We start from the raw sequence: 22,169 nt of genomic DNA, 5'->3' as shown, positions 1-22,169 counted from the left end.
TGGCGCGGGCGCTCCCCGGGCGGTGGGCGGCGTGGCCGCGCAATGCTGTAGACTGATTCGGTTGCCGTGAGAATCGGCCGCGGATAAAGAGAGCTCGCGCACTGGGCGACGGGCACCGCGCAACGGATGGAAAGGGGACCGCTTTATGGCACTCGAGGCAGAAGTCAAGAAGGCGATCATCGAAGAGTACGCGACGCACCCCGGTGACACCGGTTCCCCCGAGGTGCAGGTTGCGATGCTGACGCAGCGCATCAAGGACCTCACCGAGCACCTGAAGGAGCACAAGCACGACCACCACTCGCGTCGTGGCCTCTTCTTGCTCGTCGGTCAGCGCCGCCGTCTGCTCGGCTACCTCCAGGACGTCGACATCAACCGTTATCGGTCGTTGATCGAGCGTCTCGGACTCCGCCGCTAGCGCGACCAGCGTTCAATCGCTCCAAACATTCTTGTGAGGGCCGCCCCTGGTGTGGGGCGGCCCTCAGCTTTGTGTCTGGACTGTCGTTTCGGCGCGCTTCGTTCGCTCAACGACCAGCGCCGAGCAGATCCGAATGCCAACGCTCCGCGACATCCGGGTGTGCGCGCAGGCGCGACTTCAGCGCGTTCTCGCCGTACAGCGCGTGGATGGGGTTCATCGGGTCCTGCGTGACGCCGCGTGCCTGCGCGGCCAACTCCGCGGGCAGCTCGATGAGCGGCAGCGTGCGGTCCAGCTGCGGGTTGAAGAAGAACGGCACCGAGATGCGATCGTCGGGGAATCGCGGCGAGATCACCCGGTGATTCGTCGCCTTCAGATAGCCCTGCGTCGCATACTCGAGCTGTTCGCCGATGTTCACGACGAACGCGCCCGGAACCGGCGGGGCATCCACCCACGCGCCGTCGCGCTCGACCTGCAGGCCGCCCTTCCCAGGCTCGACCCACAGCAGCGTGAGCACCCCTGAATCCTTGTGCGCACCCACACCCTGACTCGGATCCTCCTTGCCGGGATAGCGCACGATCTTCGTCAGTGTCGACGGCTCACCGAAGTGTGCGTCGAAGTACGACTCTTCCGCACCCAGTGACAGCGCCCACGCCCGCAGCAGCTTCCGTGACACCCCTCGCAGTCGGTCTTCCCACTCGGTGACGACCTCGCGCAGTTCGGGAAGTGCGGCCGGCCACAGGTTCGGCCCGATGAGCCGCGCGAACGCCGGCGCGCCGTCCCACTCGACGGCGGCGCGCTCCGGTCCGATGTCGATCTGCTCACGCCAGTCGACCGTGCCCTGTGTCCGCTCGCCGCCGATGCGCGTGTAGCCGCGGAAGTGCGGGCTGTTCACGTTCTCGATGGCGAGCTTGTCGGCTTCGGACAACGCAAAGAACGCACGCGCGGTGCGCAGCAAGCGCGCTTCATGCTCGGGCGAAACGCCCGTGCCGGTGAGGTAGAAGAAGCCCACATCGTGGGTGGCGGTCCGCAGATCGTCGCGGAACTGCGCGGCGGCGTCGGCTCCGGCATCCAACCGTGACAGATCGAGGATCGGCAGGTTCGTCTGGCTCATGGGATGACGGTAGACGGATGCCGCAGTCCTGTGCCCGTGTGTTGCCGCAGATGACCACGCCGTGACGCCGTGTTACCCATGTGGCATCCATCATCCGGGAATAACCTGGCTTCGCGTGCGTTTCACCAAGTGCATTCACTTGAATAGAAACGGATGTCACGAGCATCCGGAAAGCGAGCAGACGACGTGAGTGAGACAGACGCGGCCGGCCAGATGCAGTTCGGCCTCTTCTCCGTGAGCGACATCACGCAGGACCCCACCACCGGCGTGACGCCGAGCGAGGCGGAGCGCATCCAGGCGACCCTGACCATCGCCAAGCACGCCGAAGAGGTAGGCCTCGACGTGTTCGCGATCGGCGAGCACCACAACCCGCCGTTCTGGTCGTCGTCGCCGACGACCACCCTCGCCTACATCGCCGCGCAGACCGAGCGCCTCATTGTCTCGACGGCGACGACCCTCATCACGACGAACGACCCGGTGAAGATCGCCGAAGACTTCGCGGTGCTCCAGCACGTCTCCGGCGGCCGCGCCGACCTCATGCTGGGCCGCGGCAACACCGGCCCGGTGTACCCGTGGTTCGGCAAAGACATCCGGCAGGGTCTGCCCCTGGCCATCGAGAACTACGCCCTGCTGCACAAGCTGTGGCGTGAAGACATCGTGGACTGGGACGGCAAGTTCCGCACCCCGGTGCAGGGCTTCACCTCCACGCCCCGCCCGCTCGACGGCGTGCCGCCGTTCGTCTGGCACGGGTCGATCCGCACGCCCGAGATCGCCGAGCAGGCAGCGTACTACGGTGACGGCTTCTTCGCGAACAACATCTTCTGGCCTGCCGAGCATTACCAGCGCCTCATCGAGCTGTACCGCCAACGCTGGGCGCACTACGGTCACGGCGATCCGGAGACGGCCATCGTGGGCTTGGGCGGTCAGGCGTTCATGCGCAAGAACTCGCAGGACGCGATCAATGAGTTCCGCCCCTACTTCGACAACGCGCCCGTGTACGGCCACGGCCCGTCCATGGAGGACTTCACGAAGATGACGCCGCTGACGGTCGGCTCGCCGCAGCAGGTCATCGACCGGTACGCGGGTATGCGCGACCTCTTCGGCGACTACCAGCGCCAGCTGTTCCTCATGGATCACTCCGGCCTGCCTCTGAAGACCGTGCTCGAGCAGATCGACATCCTCGGCGGCGAGGTCGTCCCGGTGCTGCGCAAGGAGCTCGCGAAGAACCGGCCCGCGACCGTTCCCGACGCCCCGACCCACGCCGGGCTCGTGAAGACCGCGTACGGCGACGGGCCGGTGCGCCAGCCCCGCCCGAACGCCAACCGCGGCGACAACGTGACCGGCGGTTCGCCCTATCAGGACACTCCGACGCCGCAGGGAGCCGCGTTCGGCTTGGGCGGTGCGCGATGAGCGCCGCCCGGCGCGTCGCCGTCGTCGCCGCGGGGCTGTCAACCCCGTCGTCGACACGGATGCTGGCCGATCGCCTCTCGGCGGCGGTCGTGAAGCACCTGGATGAGCGCGGGATCACCGCGACCGTCGACACCTTCGAGCTGCGTGACGCCGCGCACGACATCACGAACAACATGCTCACCGGGTTCGCCGGCGCCGAACTCGAGTCGATGATCAACACCGTCGTGTCGGCCGATGCCCTGATCGTGGTGACGCCGATCTTCTCGACGAGCTATTCCGGGCTGTTCAAGTCGTTCATCGACGTGCTCGACAAGGACGCATTGATCGGCAAGCCGGTGCTCATCGGTGCGACGGCCGGCACGCCCCGGCACTCGTTGGCGATCGACTACGCCATCCGACCGCTGTTCGCGTACCTGCACGCGGACGCCGTCTCGACGGGCGTGTTCGCCGCGAGCGACGACTGGGGGAGTGCCGGCGACCAGGTCGCGACGTTGGGCGAGCGCATCGAGAAGGGCGCGGCCGAACTCGCCGACGCCGTCGCACGGCGGGAACCCGCCTCGAACTCCGACCCGTTCGACCCGGAGAACTACCTGCGCGGGGGCAGCTCGTTCGACCACCTGCTCGGCGGCTTCGCGGGGAACTGATCCGTGAACCCGGTCGTCAAGACGCGCCCTGGCGCCCCGGCTCGCTTCTTCGAGGCCGAGGCGGCGGGGCTGCGCTGGCTGGCTGCCGCAAGAGGCGCTCGTATCGCCCGGGTCATCGAGGTCTCGCCAGGCCGCATCGTCCTCGAGCGCATTGAGACCGGGAGAGTGGATGCTGCGGCCGCGGCATCCTTCGGCGAAGCCCTCGCCATCATGCACGACGCCGGCGCCGCCGCCTTCGGTGCGAAGCCCGACGGCTGGGATGGGCCTGTCTTCATCGGACGCCTGCAGCAGTCGTGCCGCCCCGAGAAGAACTGGGGTGCTTTCTACGCCGAGCAGCGAGTCCGGGCGTTTGTGGCGCCGGCGGTCGAGGCCGGCAACCTGACTCCTGCCGACGCGACTGTCGTCGAGCAGGCGTGCGACGTCATCGCCGCGGGCGCCTTCGACGACGACGAGCCGCCCGCGCGCATCCACGGCGATTTGTGGAACGGCAACGTGCTGTGGTCACCCGAGGGCGTGGTGCTCATCGATCCGGCAGCCCATGGCGGGCATCGTGAGACGGATCTCGCCATGCTCGACCTGTTCGGCTGTCCGCACCTCGACATCATCGTCGGTGCATATGAGCGGGCTCACCCGCTGAGGGCAGGGTGGCGTGACCGAGTGCCCGTGCACCAGCTGCATCCGCTGGCTGTGCACGCGGTCGGTCACGGACCGGCCTACGGTGCGGAACTGGTGGATGCCGCGCGTCGGACGCTCGCACTCGCGCGGTGACGGCGGGTCAGAGTCAGCTCACCCGCTCTTGCGGCGGAACTCCCGCTTGTGCCCGGCCCGGCCGTGCGGCTCGTTCACGGCGCCCTGTCCATCGAGATGTGACTGCCCGTCGCGCTGGTGCGCGCTCTTCTTGTCGAGCGCCTCGCGGAACTTGCGCTTCATCTCGTCGGATGCCGCACCCGGGTTCTCGTCGTTGCTCATGTCTTCAGCGTACCCATCACGAGGCGGGTTCGACACGGCGGGTGTGTCGTCAGTACCAGTGCGGGTCGTGACTCATCTCATGACGCCATGCTCCGCACGGCGTGCCGTAGCGGTCGGAGATGTAGGCGAGGCCCCACTGGATCTGGGTCGCGGCGTTCGTGCGCCAGTCGGCGCCGGCCGCGGCCAGCTTGCGCGCCGGCAGTGCCTGCGGAATCCCATACGCGCCGCTGTATGGATTCAGCGCGTTCCAGCGCCACCCCGACTCCATGTTCCACAGTTTCACGAGGCAGACGTACTGCGCGTCGCCCCAGCCGTATGTGCGGATCGCGCGCTGCGCATACGCCCGTGCCTCGGAGGGGGAGAGGGCGCCGCCGAGCGGCGTGGCGGTTCCGACGGAGGCGGGGGCCGCGGCCGACTCCTCGTTCGAGGCCGCCTTCTCGCGCCGGTTCTGCTGATCGGGCGCTTGCGCGGCGACGCGCACGCCGATGTCGTATCGGCGCTCGGTTGCCGCGGTGGAATCCTGGAGAACCGCGAGTTGGGCGTACAGCGTGTCGATGTTCTGCTGCAGCTGCGCCGCGAGGGCGTTGGCCTCGTCGGCGGCCGTCGCCGCCGCCCTGGCGGCTCGATCCGCCTCGTCGGCGAGACGCTTTCGCTGGGCCTGGGCGGCGAGGGCGCGGTCGCGAAGCGAGGCCGCCGTCTCTTCGTCGGCGCGGGCCGTGGCGGCGGCGTCGTGCCACCAGCCGGTCAGGTTCGACAGTGCGTTCAGCCGCGCGAGCAGCTCGTCCGGGTCGTCGGAGGCGAGGAGTTGCACGGTGAACCCCTGCTGACCTTCGGCCGCCGCGAGCGTGCGCGCGAGTTCGGCGATGGTGGCGGTGCTGCGCCGCGATCTGGCGGCCGCCGCGTCGGCGCGGGCGGTGAGTGAATCCGCTCGGTGGCCGGCGGCCTCGCTGGCGGCTTGGGCCTTCTGTGCAGCGGCCTGGGCGGTGACCGCCTTCTGTGACGCCGTGGCAGCGGCATCCAGAGCGGCGGTCAGCGCGTCGTCGACCTGAGCGATCTCCGTCGCCGTCGCCTCGGTACTGTCGCGTGCCGCCTGCACTTCAGCCCAGGTGGGGTATCCCGGTGCTGTCGGCGGCGGCGTCTCCTCGCCCGCGCGCGCCGCGCCCGCCACCGACGGTGCCAGCAGCATCACCGCCGCGGCGACGGTCGCGCTCGTCACCAGACGGGAGAGGGCGCGCCATCCAGCGATGGGCATGCAGAACAGGCTACGCGCGATCCGCGATATCGGGCAATGCCCTGATAAGCTCGTGAAGGCTGCCTTGTGGCATCCGCTCAATTGAATACTGAGCTCATGGAGCAGGCGGGCAGGAAGCTGGTCCCCTGTGGTGGGTTCCTCTCGACTCGAGGGTGATCTTCTACTGGTGACCAGCGCAAGCGGCCTACGCGATGTCGTCGTGCATGCACGACGTCGGCGCGCGCTCATATCTGCCTGCTTCTGCTCCTTCGCAACCACTCGCCCGCGAGACGCGCGGACGAGTCTAAACAAAGAAGGAGAGACCTCTTGGAAGGTCCTGAAATCACCGCCGCCGAGGCCGTTTTGGACAACGGTCGCTTCGGCACCCGTACCGTCCGGTTTGAAACCGGACGACTTGCCCAGCAGGCGCAGGGCGCCGTCGCCGCCTACCTGGACAACGACACCATGCTGCTGTCGGCGACCAGCGCCGGCAAGCACCCTCGTGAAGGGTTCGACTTCTTCCCGCTGACCGTCGACGTCGAGGAGCGCTCGTACGCCGCCGGCAAGATTCCCGGCTCGTTCTTCCGCCGCGAGGGTCGTCCGTCCACCGACGCGATCCTCGTGTGCCGACTGATCGACCGCCCGCTGCGCCCGTCGTTCGTCGACGGCCTGCGCAACGAGGTCCAGATCGTCATCACCGTCCTCTCGATCGCACCGGGCGAGTTCTACGACGCCCTCGCTATCAACGCCGCATCCGCCTCGACGCAGATCTCGGGTCTGCCGTTCTCCGGCCCGATCGCCGGTGTCCGCCTGGCCCTCATCCCGGGTCACGGCGAGCATGAGGACCAGTGGGTCGCGTTCCCGAACGCGCAGCTTCTCGAAGACGCCGTGTTCGACCTCGTGGTCGCCGGCCGCGTGCTCGACGACGGCGACGTCGCGATCATGATGGTCGAGGCCGAAGCCACCGAGCACAGCTGGAACCTTATCAAGGGCGGCGCCACCAAGCCGAGCGAAGAGGTCGTGGCCGGGGGCCTGGAGGCCGCCAAGCCCTTCATCAAGCAGCTCGTGCAGGCGCAGGCCGAGATGGCGGCGAAGACCGCGAAGGAGCCGGGCGTGTACCCGGTCTTCCTGCCCTACTCGCAGGAGACCTACGACTTCGTCGCGAAGCGCGCCTACGACGAGCTCGCCGGCGTCTACCAGATCGCCGACAAGATCGAGCGTCAGAACGCCGACGACGCCATCAAGGAGCGCGTCAAGGGTGAGCTCGTTGCCGCCGTCGAAGCCGGTGAACTGGCCGAGATCGCCGCGACCGAGTTCTCGGGCGCTTACAAGGCCGTCACCAAGAAGATCGTGCGCGGTCGGATTCTCTCCGAGGGCGTGCGCATCGACGGACGTGGCCTTGCCGACATCCGTCCGCTCGACGCCGAGGTGCAGGTCGTGCCCCGCGTGCACGGCTCGGCCATCTTCCAGCGCGGCGAGACCCAGATCATGGGTGTCACGACGCTGAACATGCTGAAGATGGAGCAGCAGATCGACTCGCTGTCGCCGGTCACGCACAAGCGCTACATCCACCACTACAACTTCCCGCCCTACTCGACCGGTGAGACCGGCCGGGTCGGAAGCCCCAAGCGTCGCGAGATCGGCCACGGGTTCCTGGCCGAGCGCGCGCTCGTTCCGGTGCTGCCGAGCCGCGAGGAGTTCCCGTACGCGATCCGTCAGGTCTCGGAGGCGCTGGGCTCGAACGGCTCGACGTCGATGGGCTCGGTGTGCGCCTCGACCCTGTCGCTGCTGAACGCCGGTGTGCCGCTGCGCGCTCCGGTCGCCGGCATCGCGATGGGCCTGGTCTCCGACACCGTCGACGGCCAGACCCGCTACGCGGCCCTGACCGACATCCTGGGGGCCGAGGACGCCCTCGGTGACATGGACTTCAAGGTCGCCGGCACCAGCGAGTTCGTCACCGCTATCCAGCTCGACACGAAGCTCGACGGCATCCCGTCGCAGGTTCTGTCGGCGGCGCTCAAGCAGGCGCACGACGCGCGCATCACGATCCTGAACGTCCTGAACGCCGCCATCGACGGCCCGGACGAGATGGCTCCGACCGCGCCGCGTGTGATCAGCGTCCAGATCCCGGTCGACAAGATCGGCGAGCTGATCGGCCCCAAGGGCAAGACGATCAACGGCATCCAGGACGAGACCGGCGCCGACATCTCCATCGAGGAGGACGGCACCGTCTACATCGGCGCCGTCGACGGACCGTCGGCCGAGGCCGCGCGGGCCCAGGTCAACGCGATCGCCAACCCCACCAACCCGGAGGTCGGCGAGCAGTTCCTCGGCACCGTCGTGAAGATCGCGACGTTCGGCGCGTTCATCTCGCTGCTGCCCGGCAAGGACGGCCTGCTGCACATCAGCGAGATCCGCAAGATCAACGGCGGGAAGCGCGTCGAGAACGTCGACGACGTGCTGTCGGTCGGCAAGAAGATGCTGGTGCGCATCACGAAGATCGACGACCGCGGCAAGCTGTCGCTGGAGCCCGTCCTCGAAGAGGCCGCCGACCAGGAGGGGCGCGACGCCGCCAACCAGGGTCCGGTGGGGCCTGCCGAAGGCTGACTCGATCTGATCTGAGATCGGATGCCCGTCCCCACTCCGGGGGCGGGCATCCTTTTTGTCCGGGTCACGGCGCGTTTGTCCGCCGAACGGGGGACAGCGGGCGCGGATGTCGACAAAGCGTTACGGAATGTTTACTCTGATGGCCTTCAGTGGTGCTGATCGTCACACCGCGTGACTTACCCTCGTAGTACGCGCCGGGGGGCGCGCACAGTGATCACGCGGATCGCATCGATTCGTGAGGGGGTGAGGGATGAGTCGCGCCGACACCGATGCGCAGCAGACGAACGCCGTCACCAGGCGGGTGCCTCCGCTCCCGGTGCACCCGTCGGCTCCCATCCCCGTGCAGGGCGACCCGGTCGGCGCCGCCGTGCGCACGCGCTTGGGCGATACCGGCATCGATGTCTTCCCGCTGATGCTCGGAGGCGCAGAGTTCGGCTGGAACGTCGACCTCGAAGCAAGCCATGAGATCCTCGACCGGTATTGCGAGCTCGGCGGCAACGCGCTGCACACCGCCGATGGTTTCACCGGCGGCCGTAGCGAGCACATCATCGGCGAGTGGCTGCGCACGCGTGGCACCCGCGACGACACCGTTCTCGCCGTTCGCGTGGGCGGTCACCCCGACAACCCCGGAACCGACCCGGTCAACCTGGTACGCGCGGTCGAGGCATCCCTCACTCGCCTGAACACCGATCGCATCGACGTTCTGTACGTGGATGCCACAGCCGGCGTCGCCGTGATGGAAGACACGCTCGCCACCGCGGAGTGGCTCGTCGAGTCGGGCAAGGCGCGCAGCATCGGCGCGTACGGCTTCACCGCGGAGCAACTGGTCGAGGCGCGCATCCTCTCGTCCGCAGGATATCCGCGGCTCACCGTCATCGACGTGCCCTTCAACGTGCTGCGCCGCCGCGACTTCGACGATGACCTGCGACTCGTCGTCGGTGCACAGGGGATCGCCGTCACGCCCTCGCACGCGCTTGAGCACGGGTACCTGTCGGGGCGGCACCGCACGCGCGGTGACGTCGGCCGCTCGGTGCGCGGCTCGCAGATCGCCGGCAACATGAATCGTCGTGGCGCGCGCACGCTGCGGGCGCTCGACGCGGTCGGCATCGAGCTGGCCGTGCCGACCGCAGCCGTCGCCGTGGGCTGGCTGCTCGCACAACGTGCCATCACGGCGCCCATCGTCAACGCGTACGCGCCCGACCATGTCGAAGAGCTCGTGCAGGGCGTGGGAGTGCGGCTCAGCCGCATGCAGCTGGCGGAGATCGCACGCGCCGCCGCGTGAACCCTCTCGCGCATTGACCCGGCCCACGCGGCGCCGTGCCACGGCGCGGTCGCTTAGGGTGGAAGAGGGGCTTCGGCCCGCCTACCTCCCCCGATGAAGAGAGAGAGCCCGTGACGCATTACATCTACCTCGTGCGGCACGGCGAGCATCAGGATGCGGACCAGGGGGTGGCCGACGGACCGTTGTCGCCGCGTGGCCGCCGTCAGGCTGAGGCGCTCGCCGATCGACTGTCGGGACTGCCGCTGAGCGCGGTCTGGCACTCACCGCTCGAGCGCGCCGCCGAGACGGCCCGCGCCGTCGCCGACCGGCTGCCGGCGGTCGACCCGCAGCCTTCTGCGCTGCTGTTCGACTGCGTGCCGACCGGGATGACCGAAGAGACCCCGGCGGTGTACGAGCCGTTCTTCGGCTCGGTCACGGAAGAGGAGATCGACGCGGGCCGGGCACAGATGAACGATGCGATCAACGCGTTCCTTGTGCGGAAGCAGGGCGATGTGCATGAAGTGCTCATCACCCACAACTTCGTGATCGCCTGGTTCGTGCGCGAGGTTCTGCAGATGCCGGAGTGGCGGTGGATGACGCTCAATCAGGCGCACTGCGGACTGACCGTGATCTCCCAGAAGCCGGGACGCCCGTGGACCCTGCTGACCCACAATGACCTCGCCCATCTGCCGTTCGAGTTGCAGACAGGCCTGCCTGAGTCGCTGCCGGTGTGATCGGGCTAGGACCCGAGCGCCTTGCCGTACCAGCGCGTGGCGTTGGGGTTGTCATTGTAGGGCTCGATCTCGACGAACCCGGATGACGCGTAGAGTCCGCCCGCGGCGGTCAGCGTGTGATGAGTGTCGAGGACGAGCTCGGTGGCGCCCCACTCACGGGCATGCCGCTCGAGCTCGTTCAGTAGCATCCGGCCCCACCCCCGTCCGCGGGTGGACGGCTTCAAGAAGAGGTGTTTGACCTCGTAGCGCACGCCCGTGCCGCTGTCGGGCAGGCGCCGGATGCCGCCGCATCCCACCGCCTGTTCCTCGTCGTCGCGGACGACCAGGAAGATGCCCGCCGGCGGCTCGAACATCGCGCGCGGCGGGCTCGCCGGCGTGTATTGACCGGGAAAGCTCGCGGCCCGCATCGCGACGTAGTCCGCGAGCAGTCCGCGCGAGATCGGGTCGTCGACGGGAAGGGGCTGTACAGACGCCATGGAACGAGCGTATCCGTGCGTCCGCGCCACGCCGCGCACCGTAGGCTGGAGTCATGACGACACGTGTGGCGATCGTGGGCGGCACGGGTAAGCTCGGCGGCATCATCCGTTCGGTCGTTGAGGCCGAAGACGGATTCGACGTGCACGCGACCCTGTCGTCGCGCGATGACATAGCGCTCATCGGCGGCGCTGATCTGGTGGTGGATGCCTCGACCCCGGCCGTCTCCGTCGACGTCGTTCGCGCGGCTGTGGAACGCGGCATCAACATCCTCATCGGCACGTCCGGATGGTCGTCCGAGCGGATCGCGCTTGTGCGTCCGCTCGTCGAGGCCGCCGGCACCGGCGCGGTGTTCATCCCGAATTTCTCGCTCGGCTCGGTGCTGGGCTCGGCGCTCGCGGCCGCGGCCGCCCCGTTCTTCCCGTCGGCCGAGATCGTGGAGGCGCATCGCGACACGAAGGTCGACTCGCCCAGCGGCACCGCCGTGCGCACCGCCGAGCTCATCGCGGCTTCGCGTACCGAGCAGGGTCCGGTGCTCGCCCCGCACGTCGACCAACGTGCTCGCGGACAGCAAGTGGCCTCCGTGCCGGTGCACTCGCTCCGCCGCCCCGGTGTCATCGCTCGGCAGGAGGTCATCCTGTCGGGCGCCGGCGAGTCGCTGTCGATCGTGCACGACACCGTCGACTCGGCCGCGGCCTATGCCCCCGGCATCCGTCTCGCCCTGCAGCATGCCGTGGAGGCGCGCGGAGTGGTCGTCGGACTTGACAGCTTCATCGACATCGGCCTCGGCCGGCGATGAAGGCGTTCAAGACCCGCATCGTCATCGGCGTCATCGTGGTGGCGCTCGTGATCTACCTCGTCGTGATCGCGCGATCGGCGTGGATCATGCTGGCGACCGGACGGCCGGTGGCGATCATCATAGGCGTGTGCCTGGTGATCCTGCCGGTGATCGCCGCGTGGGCCATCGCCCGCGAACTGTGGTTCGGTGTTCGTGCGGAGCGCGCGGGACGCCGCCTCGAGACCGAAGGCGGGCTGCCCGACGACGACGTCGCCGTGTACAGCAGCGGCCGGGTCGTGCGTGATGATGCCGACGGCGTGTTCCCGCGCTACCGCGAAGCCGTCCAGCAGAGGCCCGACGACTGGCGGGCCTGGTACCGTCTCGGGCTCGCATACGACGCCGCCGGCGACCGCAAGCGGGCGCGCAGCGCGATCCGTCAGTCGCTCAAGCTGGAATCCGACAGAACCTGAGCGACGGCGTCGTCGAGGTCGGTGTGCCGGAACGAGAAACCGGTGGCGCCCAGAACGCCGGGCACGACATGCGCATCGGCCAGGAGCAGACCGTCGGCCGCTGCGCGACTGAGCGCGAGGCGCAAGGCCCACGCGGGTGCCCGCAACAGGTACGGCTTGTTCATCCGCACCGCGAGCGCGAACCCGATGTCGTTCGCGGTTGCGCGCGTGGGGGCGGCAAGGTTCACCGGCCCGTCGACCTCGGCATCTATGACGTGCCGGATGGCGCGCACCTCGTCGTCGAGCGAGATCCACGGCCACACCTGGGTGCCGCGGGCGAGGGGCCCGCTGAGGCCCATCCGGGTGAGGGCGATCAGCGGCGCCAGCACACCGTCGCGGTGGATGACGGGAGCTGTCCGCAGCAGGGCCACCCGGGTCTGCGTGCCGGCGCGGAGCGCCGCATCCTCCCACTCCACGCACAGCCGGGCGAGGAACGTGTTGCCCGGCCCGGCGTCTTCTCGCAGCGGCGCACCCGGTGCGCTGCCGTAGTAGCCGACCGCCGAGGCGTTGACCAGTGCCGGGGCGTCGGAGCCCAGTGCTCGCACAGCGGCGGCGAGCGTGCGCGTGGGAGTCAGGCGCGACCACAGCAGCGTGCTGCGATAGCGGGCGGTCCACGGCAGGCGGCCGATGCTCGCGCCGTTCAAGCCGACGACGGCGTCGGCGCCTGCCAGCACGTCGGGATCGAGAGGCTCGGCGGCGGTGAGCCACTCAACCTCATCGGGGGTGCGCGGCGCGCGCCGCACCAGGCGCGTCACCGCGATGCCGTCCGCGCGCAACGACGCGACGAGCGCCCGGCCGATGAGGCCGGAGGCGCCCGCCACGACGATGCGGCGGGCAGCGGGGGAGACCTCAGCCAAGCGATGCCTCGAGGGTGATCTCGACCCCCGCCAAGGCCTGCGAGACCGGGCACCCGGCCTTGGCCTCTTCGGCGATGCGATCGAAGTCGGCCTCGTCGATCCCCGGCACGACCGCCGAGACGTTCAGGTGGCTACCGGTGATCCCGGTGCCGGGGGTGAAGGTGACGGATGCCGACGCCTCGAGACTCTGCGGCGGCACGCCGTGCTGTGTGAGAGCGTTCGAGAGCGCCATGCAGTAGCAGGAGGCATGGGCGGCGGCGATCAGCTCTTCAGGAGTGGTCACCGATTCGGAGCCCTCGCTGCGGGCCTTCCAGTTGACGGGATAGGGCCCCTGGCCCGAACTGGTCAGGCTCACCTGGCCGGATCCTTCGAACAGTGTGCCCTTCCACTGGGCGGTGGCTTCGCTGGTCACGCTCATGGGGTCCTCCGTCGGTCGGCGTGACGCCCAGCCTACGCGGCCGAGCGACGCCCGACGAGGCCCGCCCGTTGCAGCAGCAGGTACAGCTGGCAGCCGAGGCAGAACCCGAAGGCCGCGTTCAGGAACGCCGCGATGAAGGCGGCCGCCGCGGCGATAGGCAGCCCCCACGGCACGCCGCAGAGCTGCAGGGCCAGGCCGATGACGCTCACGAGCAGTCCGACGCCCTGTGCGAAGCGCGGGGGGCGCGGGTCCTCGAGCTCGGCCGGCGGCGCCAGCCGCGGCTGCACGAGCTTCCGGTACAGGGCGCCCCAGGGGGCCGTGCGCGGCGAGAGGACTCCCCACAGGAAGAGGAGCGCCACCACGAGCAGGAGGAGGAACGCCGGGTCGAGGATGCGCGCCCCGATCGGCGCGGTGACGAGGATGAACGACAGGGGGAAGAAGGTCTGGCTCGACAGCGGCTGGTACGCGAACCAGCCGAAGCTGGCGGCGCCCTGCGCCGTGGAGATCCCGGTCAGCCCGAGCACGATGACGAACAGCAGCAGGAGCGAGGTGATGGCGGCGCCGAAGCGCGGGCCGCGCGGGTCGATTCCGACGGGGCCGTCAGACATGGGCGGGGTCTCCGATCACGCGGTCGAGCTCGGCGGCGACGGCATCCTTGCGCGGCACGCCGGCGAACCGCGAGCGGACGGCACCCGTGGCATCCAGCACGAACACGGTCGGCGTCTGCAGGATGTGCAGGCGCGTCGCCAGGTCGGCGCGATGGGTGAGATCGACTTCGGCGAGGGCGACGCCGTCGGCCTCGCCCGCGATGGTGTGCAGCATCCGTCGCACCTGAGGGCAGCGGGTGCACAGTTCGGTGCTGAACTGCACGAGGGTGGCCTGTGCTCCGCGGGCGCCGGCGTCGAGCCATTCCGATCCGGTCGCGACGGCTCGTCGCGGGCGGCTCTCGCGTCGCCGCAGCGCCCAGCCGACAAGAGTGGTGACCGAGACGAGTGCGACGACGACGAGCACGGCGATCCACGGGGGCATGCTCCGACGGTAACCGTCGCCGCGCCGGTGCCGGGCCAGGATGACGGACTATGTCGGCGGTATCGTGGCAGGCGTGAGCATCTCCACGCCGTACGAGGACCTGCTGCGCGACGTGCTCGCGCACGGCACCCACAAGAGCGACCGCACAGGCACCGGTACGACCAGCGTGTTCGGGCGTCAGATCCGTTTCGACCTGTCGCGGTCGTTCCCGCTCATCACGACCAAGCGCGTGCATTTCAAGTCGGTCGCGTACGAGCTGCTGTGGTTCCTTCGGGGCGAGTCGAACGTGGCATGGCTGCGCGAGCACGGCGTCACGATCTGGGACGAGTGGGCGGATGCCGCGGGTGAGCTCGGTCCGGTCTACGGCGTGCAGTGGCGGTCATGGCCGACGCCCGACGGCTCCCACATCGACCAGATCTCGCAGGTGATCGAGCAGATCCGCGAGACGCCAGACTCGCGGCGCCTCATAGTGTCGGCGTGGAACGTGGGTGAGATCCCGCAGATGGCGCTGGCGCCCTGCCACGCCTTGTTCCAGTTCTACGTCGCCGACGAAAGATTGTCGTGCCAGCTGTACCAGCGCAGCGCCGACCTGTTCCTCGGCGTGCCGTTCAACATAGCTTCGTACGCGCTGCTGACGCTCATGGTGGCGCAGCAGACGGGCCTGGAGCCGGGCGAGTTCGTGTGGACCGGCGGCGACTGCCACATCTACGACAACCACCGCGAGCAGGTCGCCGAACAGCTGAGCCGCGACCCGTACCCGTACCCGACGCTGCGGTTCGCCCGCAAGCCCGCGTCGATCTCCGACTACGAGTACGACGACATCGTCGTGGAGAATTATCAGCACCACCCGACGATCCGCGCTGCGGTGGCCGTCTGACATGCTGGTCGGCATGATCTGGGCGCAGGCCCGCGGCGGGGTCATCGGTGCCGACGGCGGCATGCCCTGGCACGTGCCGGAAGACATGGCGCATTTCAAAGAGATCACGATGGGTGCGCCTGTGGTGATGGGTCGACGGACCTGGGAGTCGTTTCCCGAGCGCTTCCGGCCGCTGCCGGGCCGGCGCAACATCGTCGTCACGCGCAACGACGGGTGGACTGCGGCGGGGGCCGAGCCTGCTGCGTCGGTGGATGCCGCGCTCGCGCTGGCCGCGGAGGGCGACCCGGGGACGGGCACGGGCCGGACGTGGATCATCGGCGGCGGCCAGGTCTACCGCGAGGCGCTCGCCCGTGCCGACCGGCTCGAAGTCACCGAGCTCGACCTCGACGTCGCCGGCGACACGACGGCGCCGAGCACCGAGGGATGGCGGGTCGTGGCGTCCGACCCGGCGGACGGGTGGCACACGTCGCGCAGCGGCATCCGCTACCGCTTCGTGCGCTACGAGCGCTGACGCGCGGCTGCCGCGCGGCAGGCGTTAGCCTGTCGGCCATGGTGACGGCACTGGTGACAGGGGCGAGTTCGGGGCTGGGCGCGGAGTACGCGCGGCAACTGGCGGATCGAGGTGCCGACCTGGTGCTCGTCGGCCGCGACGCCGCGGCGCTCGACGCCGTTGCCACGCAGGTGCGCGAACGCGGGCGCGAAGCAGAGGTGCTCGTGGCCGATCTGCTCGACGCCGAGGCGCTCGCCGCGGTGATCGCGCGGGTCGTCGACGCGCAGCATCCCGTCGAGATCCTCGTCGACAACGCGGGGTTCGGCATGTCCCTCGCGTTCGAGCGCAATGATGTCGAGGCCGAGGTGCGGCACCTGCGACTGCACGACGAGATCCCGCTGCGGCTCATGCATGCGGCGCTGGGGCCGATGCTCGAGCGGGGCCACGGGCGCATCCTCAACGTCGCCTCGATCGCCGCCTTCATGCCGCGTTCGACCTACGGCGCCGTCAAGCAGTGGCTCGTCTCGTTCACCCGCTGGGCGAACGTCACCTACGGCCCGCGCGGCGTAACGGTCACGGCCGTGTGCCCCGGATTCGTGCACACGAACTTCCACGAGCGGCTCGGCCTGCAGCCCGGACAGGAGGGCATCGCCGGGTGGATGTGGCTGGATGCTGCGACCGTCGTGCGCGAGTCACTGCGCGACCTCGCCCGGGGCCGGGCCGTGTCGGTGCCGTCGCTGCGCTACAAGCTCATCCGTCGGTTGCTGCCGCTGCTGCCCGACCGCCTTGTCGCGGGCCTGGGGCAGCGCGGGCGCTGATCGCTTCACCGTCGACGAGGGCGAGGTCGTGCGCTATGCGGGGGCGGTCCGCGCGCACCGCGCGGCAGCGAACCGATAGCCTGAGAGCATGACTCACGCGGGCAATCCCTTCGGGCAGGTACTCGTCGCCCTCGTCACGCCGATGACGGCGGACGGCGAGGTGGACTGGCCTGCTGTGGAGAAGCACATGGACGACGTGGTCTCCGCCGGAGCGGACGGCCTCGTCGTCACCGGGACCACCGGCGAGACGAGCACGCTGACCGACGCCGAGAAGATCCGCCTCGTCGAGATGGGCAAGGACGTCGCCGCAGGTCGCGCCAAGATCATCACGGGCGGCGGGTCGAATGAGACCGCGCACGCGATCCAGCTGTACCGCGACAGCGCCAAGGCCGGCGCCGACGGCATCCTCGTCGTCACGCCGTACTACAACAAGCCCACGCAGGCCGGCATCCTCACGCACTTCCGGCTCGTCGCCGACGCGACCGATCTGCCGATGATGCTCTACGACATCCCCGGGCGCACCGGTGTGCCGATCGCTTATGAGACGCTGCTGCGCCTCGCGAAGCATCCCAACATCCTCGCCGTGAAGGATGCGAAGGGGAACTTCAGCGAGGTTTCGCGCGTGCTCAATCAGACGGACCTGATGTACTTCTCCGGCGACGACACCAACGTGCTGCCGCACCTGGCGATCGGCGCGACCGGCCTGGTCGGCGTGACGGCGAACATCGCCGCGCAGCCGTACCGGACGATCGTGGATGCCGTGAACCGCGGCGACCTCGCTGCGGCGACCGCCGAGCACAAGAGGCTCGAGCCGCTCGTGCGCGCGGTCATGACGCATGTGCCCGGCACCGTGTCGGCGAAGTACATCCTGCATGGTCTGGGGCGCATCTCCAGTCCGCGGGTCAGACTGCCCCTGGTGGGGCCTGAAGAATGGGAGGCCGCCATCATCGAAGACGAGCTCGCACTGGTCGCCGACGTCGAAGGCGTCGACTTCTCCAACTTCCGCCCCGACCGCAATGCGGCCGCCGGCGGCGCACTGCCGAAGATCTCGGGGACGACCCGATGAGCTTCGCAGAGGTCCTCGCGCCGCCCGCGCTCGAGCCCGACACCCTGCGCATCACCCCGCTCGGGGGCCTCGGCGAGGTCGGCCGCAACATGACCGTGTTCGAGCTGAACGGGCGCCTGCTCATCGTCGACTGCGGTGTGCTCTTCCCCGAAGAGAACCAGCCGGGCGTCGATCTGATCCTCCCCGACTTCGAGCCGATCAAGAATCGGCTCGGCGACGTCGACGGAATCGTGCTCACGCACGGCCACGAAGACCACATCGGCGCCGTGCCGTACCTGCTCAAGCACCGGCCCGACATTCCGCTGATCGGCTCGGGGCTGACCCTCGCCCTCGTGGAGGCCAAGCTCAAGGAGCATCGGCTGAAGGCGTACACCCTGACCGTGAAAGAGGGGCAGCGCGAGCAGGTCGGGCCGTTCGACCTCGAGTTCGTCTCGGTGAACCACTCGATCCCCGACGCGCTCGCGGTGGCCATCCGCACCGTGGCCGGCACGGTGCTGGCCACCGGCGACTTCAAGATGGACCAGCTGCCGCTTGACGGCCGGCTCACCGACCTGCGCGCCTTCGCGCGGCTCGGCGAAGAGGGAGTCGACCTGTTCATGGTCGACTCCACCAACGCCGATGTGCCCGGGTTCACCGCGCTCGAGCGGTCGATCGGCCCGGTGCTCGACCAGGTGATCGGCAAGGCGCCGCGTCGCGTGATCGTCGCGAGCTTCTCGAGCCACGTGCATCGCGTGCAGCAGGTGATCGACGCGGCGGCAGCCCACGGGCGCCGGGTTGCGTTCCTCGGCCGCAGCATGGTGCGCAACATGACGATCGCCGAGCAGCTCGGGTACTTGAACGTGCCCGAGGGTGTGCTCATCGACTACAAGAAGGCCAAGGACCTGCCCGACGACAAGATCGTCTACATGTCCACGGGCTCGCAGGGCGAGCCGATGGCCGTCCTCAGTCGGATGGCCAACCTCGACCACGCGATCGAACCGGGCCCCGGCGACACGGTGATCCTGGCATCCAGCCTCATCCCCGGCAACGAGAACGCCGTCTACCGCGTGATCGACGGGCTCACGAAGCTCGGCGCCACCGTGGTGCACAAGGGCAATGCGAAGGTGCACGTATCGGGTCATGCCGCCGCCGGCGAGCTGCTCTATTGCTACAACATCGTCGGCCCGCGCAACGTCATGCCGATCCACGGCGAGCACCGGCACTTGAGCGCCAACGCCGCTTTGGCACAAGACACCGGGGTGCCTGCCGAGCGGACGATCCTCGGCGAGAACGGCACGGTCGTCGACCTGCGCGACGGCGTTGCGAAGGTGGTCGGGCAGCTTGACATCGGCTTCGTGTACGTCGACGGCTCGACCGTCGGAGAGATCACGGACGCTGACCTGAAGGACCGCCGGATCCTCGGCGAAGAGGGGTTCATCTCCGTGATCGTGGTCGTCGACTCCGCCACCGGGAGGGTCGTCTCCGGGCCCGAGGTGCACGCGCGCGGTTTCGCCGAAGACGACGCGGTGTTCGAAGACGTCAAGCCCAAGATCGCCGCGGCGCTGGCTGAGGCCGTCCACGCGGGTGTGCGCGACAACCATGCGCTCTCGCAGGTCGTGCGTCGCACAATAGGCCGCTGGGTGAACCAGCGTCTGCGTCGACGCCCGATGATCGTTCCCTTGGTGATCGAGGCGTAGCGACAGGGCCGCAGAGCCGGAACGACGGGAAAACCGCGTCGTTCCGCGGAAATGTCGGCGCCACGCGATACCGTGGAGCAATGCCGAAGAGCACCACGAGCAGTCGTACGCCCGCCAAGGGCTCCTCGTCGCGTGCCAAGAAGCCGGCACCGGCCCCCAAGCGCTACGTCGGCGAGCCGGAGAAGCCACCGGTCGTCGTTCGCGCCTGGCTGGGGCTCGCCCATGTCGTCGGTGGGCTGTTCCGGGCGTTCGGCCCCGAGACTCTCGAGAAGGATCAGCGCCGCGACGGCTTCCCGTTCCTGATCGTGCTGCTCGCAGTCGCCGGCGCCGTCGTGGAGTGGTTCCTGATCGGTTCGCCGGCCTCGGCGAACATCAGCGCCTACTCCGTGGGCGGGCTCGTCGGGCGCACCGCCTTCATCATGCCGGTGCTGCTCATGCTGCTGGCCGGCTGGCTCTTCCGACACCCGGCATCGGTGCACGACAACGGACGCATCGGCATCGGCTTCGTGCTGTTCGTCTGGTCGATCGCGGGTTTCTGTCATCTGTACGGCGGCCTGCCGAATCCCCGCGACGGTCTGCCGGCGCTCAGCGTCGCGGGCGGGCTGTTCGGCTGGATGATCGGCGCTCCGCTGAGCTACCTCACCGTGCCCGGCGGCACGGCTGTCCTGGCACTGTTGGCGGCCCTGAGCGTGCTGATCATCACCCGCACCCCGCCGAACCGTATCGGTCAGCGGCTGGGTGACCTTTACGCGTGGATGTTCGGGGCCGAGCGCGTCGAGAAGGCCGAAGCCGATCCGTCCACGGCGAAGACCGTCGCGTTCGCCGAGCCCGACGACGATGCGGGCGCCGACGACAAGCTGCCCTGGTGGCGCCGCAACAAGACCGGCCGCGAAAAGGATGTCGACGGAGACCTCGGCTCGGACGATCTCACGACGCTGCTCACCCCCGCCGACGACCACGGCGGCTTCGAGCAGGCGATCGCCCCCGACCCGGCACCGGCTGTGTCTCCCGAGGCCGCGACCGAGATCATCGACCCGAAGGTGCTCGCGGGCGCGCAGCGCGCGGTGGCCGGGGCATCGGCCACCGGCCTCTCCGACGACAGTGACACCGGTCCCGTCGACGGCGAGCTGCCCGGATTCACCGGCATCGGCGGCACCGGCAACGGCGCTCCGCCATCGGCGCCCTACACGCTTCCCTCCGCACAGAACCTCGTCGCCGGTGAGCCGGGCAAGACACGCTCAGAGGCCAACGACATGGTCGTCGCGGCGGTCACCAATGTTCTGCGCGAGTTCAAGGTCGATGCGCGAGTCACCGGCTTCTCCCGCGGGCCGACGGTGACCCAGTACGAGATCGAGCTCGGGCCCGGGGTCAAGGTGGAGCGCATCACGGCTCTCACCAACAACATCGCCTATGCCGTCGCATCCAACGAGGTCCGCATCCTCGCCCCGATCCCCGGTAAGAAGGCGATCGGCGTCGAGATCCCCAACACCGACCGCGAGATCGTCACGCTCGGCGATGTGCTGCGCTCGCCGGCGTCCCAGAACTCGCACCACCCGATGACGATCGGCGTCGGCAAAGACGTCGGCGGCGGTTTCGTGGTCGCCAACCTCGCGAAGATGCCGCACCTGCTCGTGGCCGGGGCCACCGGCTCGGGTAAGTCGAGCTTCGTCAACTCGATGATCACGAGCCTACTCATGCGTGCCAAGCCCAGTGAGGTGCGCATGGTTCTCATCGACCCGAAGCGCGTCGAACTGACCAGCTACACCGGGGTGCCGCACCTGATCACCCCCATCATCACGAACCCCAAGAAGGCGGCCGAAGCGCTGCAGTGGGTCGTCAAAGAGATGGACATGCGATACGACGACCTCGCGTCGTTCGGCTTCCGCCACATCGACGACTTCAACAAGGCCGTGATCGCCGACGAGATCCAGCTGCCGCCGGGCAGTGAGCGGGTGCTCAAGCCCTATCCCTACCTGCTGGTCGTGGTCGACGAGCTCGCCGACCTCATGATGGTCGCCCCGCGCGACGTCGAGGACTCGATCGTGCGCATCACCCAGCTCGCTCGGGCGAGCGGCATCCACCTCGTGCTGGCCACCCAGCGGCCCTCGGTCGACGTGGTCACCGGCCTCATCAAGGCGAACGTGCCGTCACGTCTGGCGTTCGCAGTGACCAGCGTCACCGACTCGCGCGTCATCCTCGATCAGCCCGGCGCCGACCGACTGATCGGTCAGGGCGACGGATTGTTCCTCCCGATGGGGGCGTCCAAGTCCATCCGTGTGCAGGGCGCCTGGGTCAGCGAGCCTGAAATCGAGCGCGTCGTCAAGCACGTCACGAACCAGGCCAAGCCCGAATATCGCGCCGACGTGCAGGCGGTCGTGCAGCGTAAGGAGGTCGACGCCGACATCGGCGACGACCTCGAGCTCCTCCTGGCGGCGGCCGAGCAGATCATTTCGACGCAGTTCGGCTCGACGTCGATGCTGCAGCGAAAACTCCGCGTGGGATTCGCGAAGGCGGGGCGCCTCATGGACCTGCTGGAGTCGCGTGAGATCGTCGGCCCCTCCGAGGGGTCGAAGGCGCGCGATGTGCTGGTGGCGCCCGAGCAGCTGCCCGAGGTGCTGGCACGCCTGCGCGGAGACGAGCCGCCGGCGCCGGCCGCGGCATCCACCACCCCTCCCGAGCCGTACAGCGGGGACCCGGTCGAGGCGCAGTTCGACGGGCTGCCGGAGGTCGAGGCCGACGGCGACGAAGACGCCTGGGGCCTGACCGGCCGCGAGTGAGCGGAGCTGGGATACTGA

The 22,169-nt window shown here is 69.0% G+C and carries 23 protein-coding genes; 15 read left to right on the top strand and 8 right to left on the bottom strand.

The window, feature by feature from the left end:
* Positions 1–145: 145 nt before the first annotated feature.
* Entirely contained in the window at positions 146–415 is a 270-nt protein-coding gene (rpsO, locus tag PU630_RS10850) for a 30S ribosomal protein S15 (protein WP_275277083.1), read from the top strand.
* 106 nt (positions 416–521) lie between these two features.
* Here the strand turns inward: rpsO and PU630_RS10845 are convergent, their stop codons facing one another.
* Positions 522–1,526, bottom strand: a complete 1,005-nt coding sequence (locus PU630_RS10845; protein ID WP_275277082.1) for an isopenicillin N synthase family dioxygenase — start codon at positions 1,524–1,526, stop codon at positions 522–524.
* Positions 1,527–1,739: 213 nt separating this feature from the next.
* On the opposite strand from PU630_RS10845, the gene PU630_RS10840 reads away from it, so the two are divergent.
* From PU630_RS10840 to PU630_RS10830, 3 genes are read left to right on the top strand one after another with little or no spacing between them, the layout of a single operon-like run.
* Positions 1,740–2,936, top strand: a complete 1,197-nt coding sequence (locus tag PU630_RS10840) for an LLM class flavin-dependent oxidoreductase (RefSeq protein ID WP_275280083.1) — start codon at positions 1,740–1,742, stop codon at positions 2,934–2,936.
* A complete protein-coding gene (locus tag PU630_RS10835; protein WP_275277081.1) occupies positions 2,933–3,580 on the top strand; it encodes an FMN reductase in 648 nt (215 codons plus the stop codon). The genes PU630_RS10840 and PU630_RS10835 overlap by 4 nt, the downstream gene beginning before the upstream one ends.
* A gap of 3 nt (positions 3,581–3,583) precedes the next feature.
* On the top strand, positions 3,584–4,348 hold the full coding sequence (locus tag PU630_RS10830) for a fructosamine kinase family protein (RefSeq protein ID WP_275277080.1): 765 nt from the start codon (positions 3,584–3,586) through the stop codon (positions 4,346–4,348).
* Positions 4,349–4,366: 18 nt separating this feature from the next.
* Here PU630_RS10830 and PU630_RS10825 read toward each other — a convergent pair whose 3' ends face one another.
* Both PU630_RS10825 and PU630_RS10820 read right to left on the bottom strand, forming a co-directional pair.
* Entirely contained in the window at positions 4,367–4,549 is a 183-nt protein-coding gene (locus tag PU630_RS10825; protein ID WP_275277079.1) for a DUF5302 domain-containing protein, read from the bottom strand.
* 49 nt (positions 4,550–4,598) lie between these two features.
* Positions 4,599–5,801, bottom strand: coding sequence for an aggregation-promoting factor C-terminal-like domain-containing protein (locus PU630_RS10820; protein ID WP_275277078.1), 1,203 nt, complete (start codon positions 5,799–5,801; stop codon positions 4,599–4,601).
* A gap of 306 nt (positions 5,802–6,107) precedes the next feature.
* Between PU630_RS10820 and PU630_RS10815 the strand changes: the two genes are divergently transcribed.
* The 3 genes from PU630_RS10815 to PU630_RS10805 all read left to right on the top strand — a co-directional run bounded on the left by PU630_RS10815 (position 6,108) and on the right by PU630_RS10805 (position 10,382).
* Positions 6,108–8,387, top strand: coding sequence for a polyribonucleotide nucleotidyltransferase (locus tag PU630_RS10815; RefSeq protein ID WP_275277077.1), 2,280 nt, complete (start codon positions 6,108–6,110; stop codon positions 8,385–8,387).
* Between the two features lie 250 nt (positions 8,388–8,637).
* A complete protein-coding gene (locus PU630_RS10810; RefSeq protein WP_275277076.1) occupies positions 8,638–9,669 on the top strand; it encodes an aldo/keto reductase in 1,032 nt (343 codons plus the stop codon).
* A gap of 110 nt (positions 9,670–9,779) precedes the next feature.
* The gene (locus PU630_RS10805) at positions 9,780–10,382 is read left to right on the top strand and encodes a histidine phosphatase family protein (protein ID WP_275277075.1); all 603 of its coding nucleotides are present in this window, start codon (positions 9,780–9,782) and stop codon (positions 10,380–10,382) included.
* A gap of 5 nt (positions 10,383–10,387) precedes the next feature.
* Here PU630_RS10805 and PU630_RS10800 read toward each other — a convergent pair whose 3' ends face one another.
* A complete protein-coding gene (locus tag PU630_RS10800) occupies positions 10,388–10,858 on the bottom strand; it encodes a GNAT family N-acetyltransferase (RefSeq protein ID WP_275277074.1) in 471 nt (156 codons plus the stop codon).
* A gap of 53 nt (positions 10,859–10,911) precedes the next feature.
* Between PU630_RS10800 and dapB the strand changes: the two genes are divergently transcribed.
* Entirely contained in the window at positions 10,912–11,655 is a 744-nt protein-coding gene (gene dapB, locus PU630_RS10795) for a 4-hydroxy-tetrahydrodipicolinate reductase (RefSeq protein ID WP_275277073.1), read from the top strand.
* Entirely contained in the window at positions 11,652–12,104 is a 453-nt protein-coding gene (locus tag PU630_RS10790; RefSeq protein ID WP_275277072.1) for a tetratricopeptide repeat protein, read from the top strand. Before dapB ends, PU630_RS10790 begins: the two co-directional genes overlap by 4 nt.
* On the opposite strand, the gene PU630_RS10785 is transcribed toward PU630_RS10790, so the two are convergent.
* Genes PU630_RS10785 through PU630_RS10770 form a run of 4 tightly spaced genes read right to left on the bottom strand, consistent with a single transcriptional unit; the run spans position 12,071 to position 14,447 of the window.
* Positions 12,071–13,000, bottom strand: coding sequence for a TIGR01777 family oxidoreductase (locus tag PU630_RS10785; protein WP_275277071.1), 930 nt, complete (start codon positions 12,998–13,000; stop codon positions 12,071–12,073). The two genes, PU630_RS10790 and PU630_RS10785, sit on opposite strands and share 34 nt — an antisense overlap.
* Positions 12,993–13,418, bottom strand: a complete 426-nt coding sequence (locus PU630_RS10780) for an OsmC family protein (protein WP_275277070.1) — start codon at positions 13,416–13,418, stop codon at positions 12,993–12,995. The genes PU630_RS10785 and PU630_RS10780 overlap by 8 nt, the downstream gene beginning before the upstream one ends.
* 32 nt (positions 13,419–13,450) lie before the next feature.
* Entirely contained in the window at positions 13,451–14,026 is a 576-nt protein-coding gene (locus PU630_RS10775; RefSeq protein ID WP_275277069.1) for a DUF4395 domain-containing protein, read from the bottom strand.
* Positions 14,019–14,447, bottom strand: coding sequence for a thioredoxin family protein (locus tag PU630_RS10770; RefSeq protein ID WP_275277068.1), 429 nt, complete (start codon positions 14,445–14,447; stop codon positions 14,019–14,021). Before PU630_RS10770 ends, PU630_RS10775 begins: the two co-directional genes overlap by 8 nt.
* 40 nt (positions 14,448–14,487) lie before the next feature.
* Between PU630_RS10770 and PU630_RS10765 the strand changes: the two genes are divergently transcribed.
* The 6 genes from PU630_RS10765 to PU630_RS10740 all read left to right on the top strand — a co-directional run bounded on the left by PU630_RS10765 (position 14,488) and on the right by PU630_RS10740 (position 22,151).
* Positions 14,488–15,324 carry a thymidylate synthase gene (locus PU630_RS10765; RefSeq protein WP_275277067.1) on the top strand — a complete coding sequence of 279 codons (837 nt, stop codon included), beginning with the start codon at positions 14,488–14,490 and terminating at the stop codon, positions 15,322–15,324.
* A gap of 13 nt (positions 15,325–15,337) precedes the next feature.
* Positions 15,338–15,835 carry a dihydrofolate reductase gene (locus PU630_RS10760; protein WP_275277066.1) on the top strand — a complete coding sequence of 166 codons (498 nt, stop codon included), beginning with the start codon at positions 15,338–15,340 and terminating at the stop codon, positions 15,833–15,835.
* Positions 15,836–15,873: 38 nt separating this feature from the next.
* Positions 15,874–16,632, top strand: coding sequence for an SDR family NAD(P)-dependent oxidoreductase (locus PU630_RS10755; protein WP_275277065.1), 759 nt, complete (start codon positions 15,874–15,876; stop codon positions 16,630–16,632).
* Between the two features lie 88 nt (positions 16,633–16,720).
* Positions 16,721–17,698 (top strand): 4-hydroxy-tetrahydrodipicolinate synthase, encoded by a 978-nt coding sequence (dapA, locus tag PU630_RS10750; protein WP_275277064.1) that lies wholly within the window; start codon positions 16,721–16,723, stop codon positions 17,696–17,698.
* Positions 17,695–19,374 carry a ribonuclease J gene (locus PU630_RS10745; RefSeq protein ID WP_275277063.1) on the top strand — a complete coding sequence of 560 codons (1,680 nt, stop codon included), beginning with the start codon at positions 17,695–17,697 and terminating at the stop codon, positions 19,372–19,374. Before dapA ends, PU630_RS10745 begins: the two co-directional genes overlap by 4 nt.
* An 80-nt stretch (positions 19,375–19,454) precedes the next feature.
* Positions 19,455–22,151 (top strand): FtsK/SpoIIIE family DNA translocase, encoded by a 2,697-nt coding sequence (locus tag PU630_RS10740; RefSeq protein ID WP_275277062.1) that lies wholly within the window; start codon positions 19,455–19,457, stop codon positions 22,149–22,151.
* Positions 22,152–22,169 lie beyond the last annotated feature (18 nt).

The sequence above is a fragment of the Microbacterium horticulturae genome (assembly GCF_029094505.1).
Taxonomy (GTDB): domain Bacteria; phylum Actinomycetota; class Actinomycetes; order Actinomycetales; family Microbacteriaceae; genus Microbacterium; species Microbacterium horticulturae.
This window is presented reverse-complemented; position numbering and strand designations above follow the sequence as displayed.

What these genes read in the sequence shown, in the direction of transcription:
- rpsO (WP_275277083.1), top strand. Translation starts at nt 146, where the DNA reads ATGGCACTCGAGGCAGAAGTCAAGAAGGCGATCATCGAAGAGTACGCG.
- PU630_RS10845 (WP_275277082.1), bottom strand. Translation starts at nt 1,526, where the DNA reads ATGAGCCAGACGAACCTGCCGATCCTCGATCTGTCACGGTTGGATGCC.
- PU630_RS10840 (WP_275280083.1), top strand. Translation starts at nt 1,740, where the DNA reads ATGCAGTTCGGCCTCTTCTCCGTGAGCGACATCACGCAGGACCCCACC.
- PU630_RS10835 (WP_275277081.1), top strand. Translation starts at nt 2,933, where the DNA reads ATGAGCGCCGCCCGGCGCGTCGCCGTCGTCGCCGCGGGGCTGTCAACC.
- PU630_RS10825 (WP_275277079.1), bottom strand. Translation starts at nt 4,549, where the DNA reads ATGAGCAACGACGAGAACCCGGGTGCGGCATCCGACGAGATGAAGCGC.
- PU630_RS10820 (WP_275277078.1), bottom strand. Translation starts at nt 5,801, where the DNA reads ATGCCCATCGCTGGATGGCGCGCCCTCTCCCGTCTGGTGACGAGCGCG.
- PU630_RS10810 (WP_275277076.1), top strand. Translation starts at nt 8,638, where the DNA reads ATGAGTCGCGCCGACACCGATGCGCAGCAGACGAACGCCGTCACCAGG.
- PU630_RS10800 (WP_275277074.1), bottom strand. Translation starts at nt 10,858, where the DNA reads ATGGCGTCTGTACAGCCCCTTCCCGTCGACGACCCGATCTCGCGCGGA.
- dapB (WP_275277073.1), top strand. Translation starts at nt 10,912, where the DNA reads ATGACGACACGTGTGGCGATCGTGGGCGGCACGGGTAAGCTCGGCGGC.
- PU630_RS10790 (WP_275277072.1), top strand. Translation starts at nt 11,652, where the DNA reads ATGAAGGCGTTCAAGACCCGCATCGTCATCGGCGTCATCGTGGTGGCG.
- PU630_RS10780 (WP_275277070.1), bottom strand. Translation starts at nt 13,418, where the DNA reads ATGAGCGTGACCAGCGAAGCCACCGCCCAGTGGAAGGGCACACTGTTC.
- PU630_RS10775 (WP_275277069.1), bottom strand. Translation starts at nt 14,026, where the DNA reads ATGTCTGACGGCCCCGTCGGAATCGACCCGCGCGGCCCGCGCTTCGGC.
- PU630_RS10770 (WP_275277068.1), bottom strand. Translation starts at nt 14,447, where the DNA reads ATGCCCCCGTGGATCGCCGTGCTCGTCGTCGTCGCACTCGTCTCGGTC.
- PU630_RS10765 (WP_275277067.1), top strand. Translation starts at nt 14,488, where the DNA reads ATGACGGACTATGTCGGCGGTATCGTGGCAGGCGTGAGCATCTCCACG.
- PU630_RS10760 (WP_275277066.1), top strand. Translation starts at nt 15,338, where the DNA reads ATGATCTGGGCGCAGGCCCGCGGCGGGGTCATCGGTGCCGACGGCGGC.
- PU630_RS10755 (WP_275277065.1), top strand. Translation starts at nt 15,874, where the DNA reads ATGGTGACGGCACTGGTGACAGGGGCGAGTTCGGGGCTGGGCGCGGAG.
- dapA (WP_275277064.1), top strand. Translation starts at nt 16,721, where the DNA reads ATGACTCACGCGGGCAATCCCTTCGGGCAGGTACTCGTCGCCCTCGTC.
- PU630_RS10745 (WP_275277063.1), top strand. Translation starts at nt 17,695, where the DNA reads ATGAGCTTCGCAGAGGTCCTCGCGCCGCCCGCGCTCGAGCCCGACACC.
- PU630_RS10740 (WP_275277062.1), top strand. Translation starts at nt 19,455, where the DNA reads ATGCCGAAGAGCACCACGAGCAGTCGTACGCCCGCCAAGGGCTCCTCG.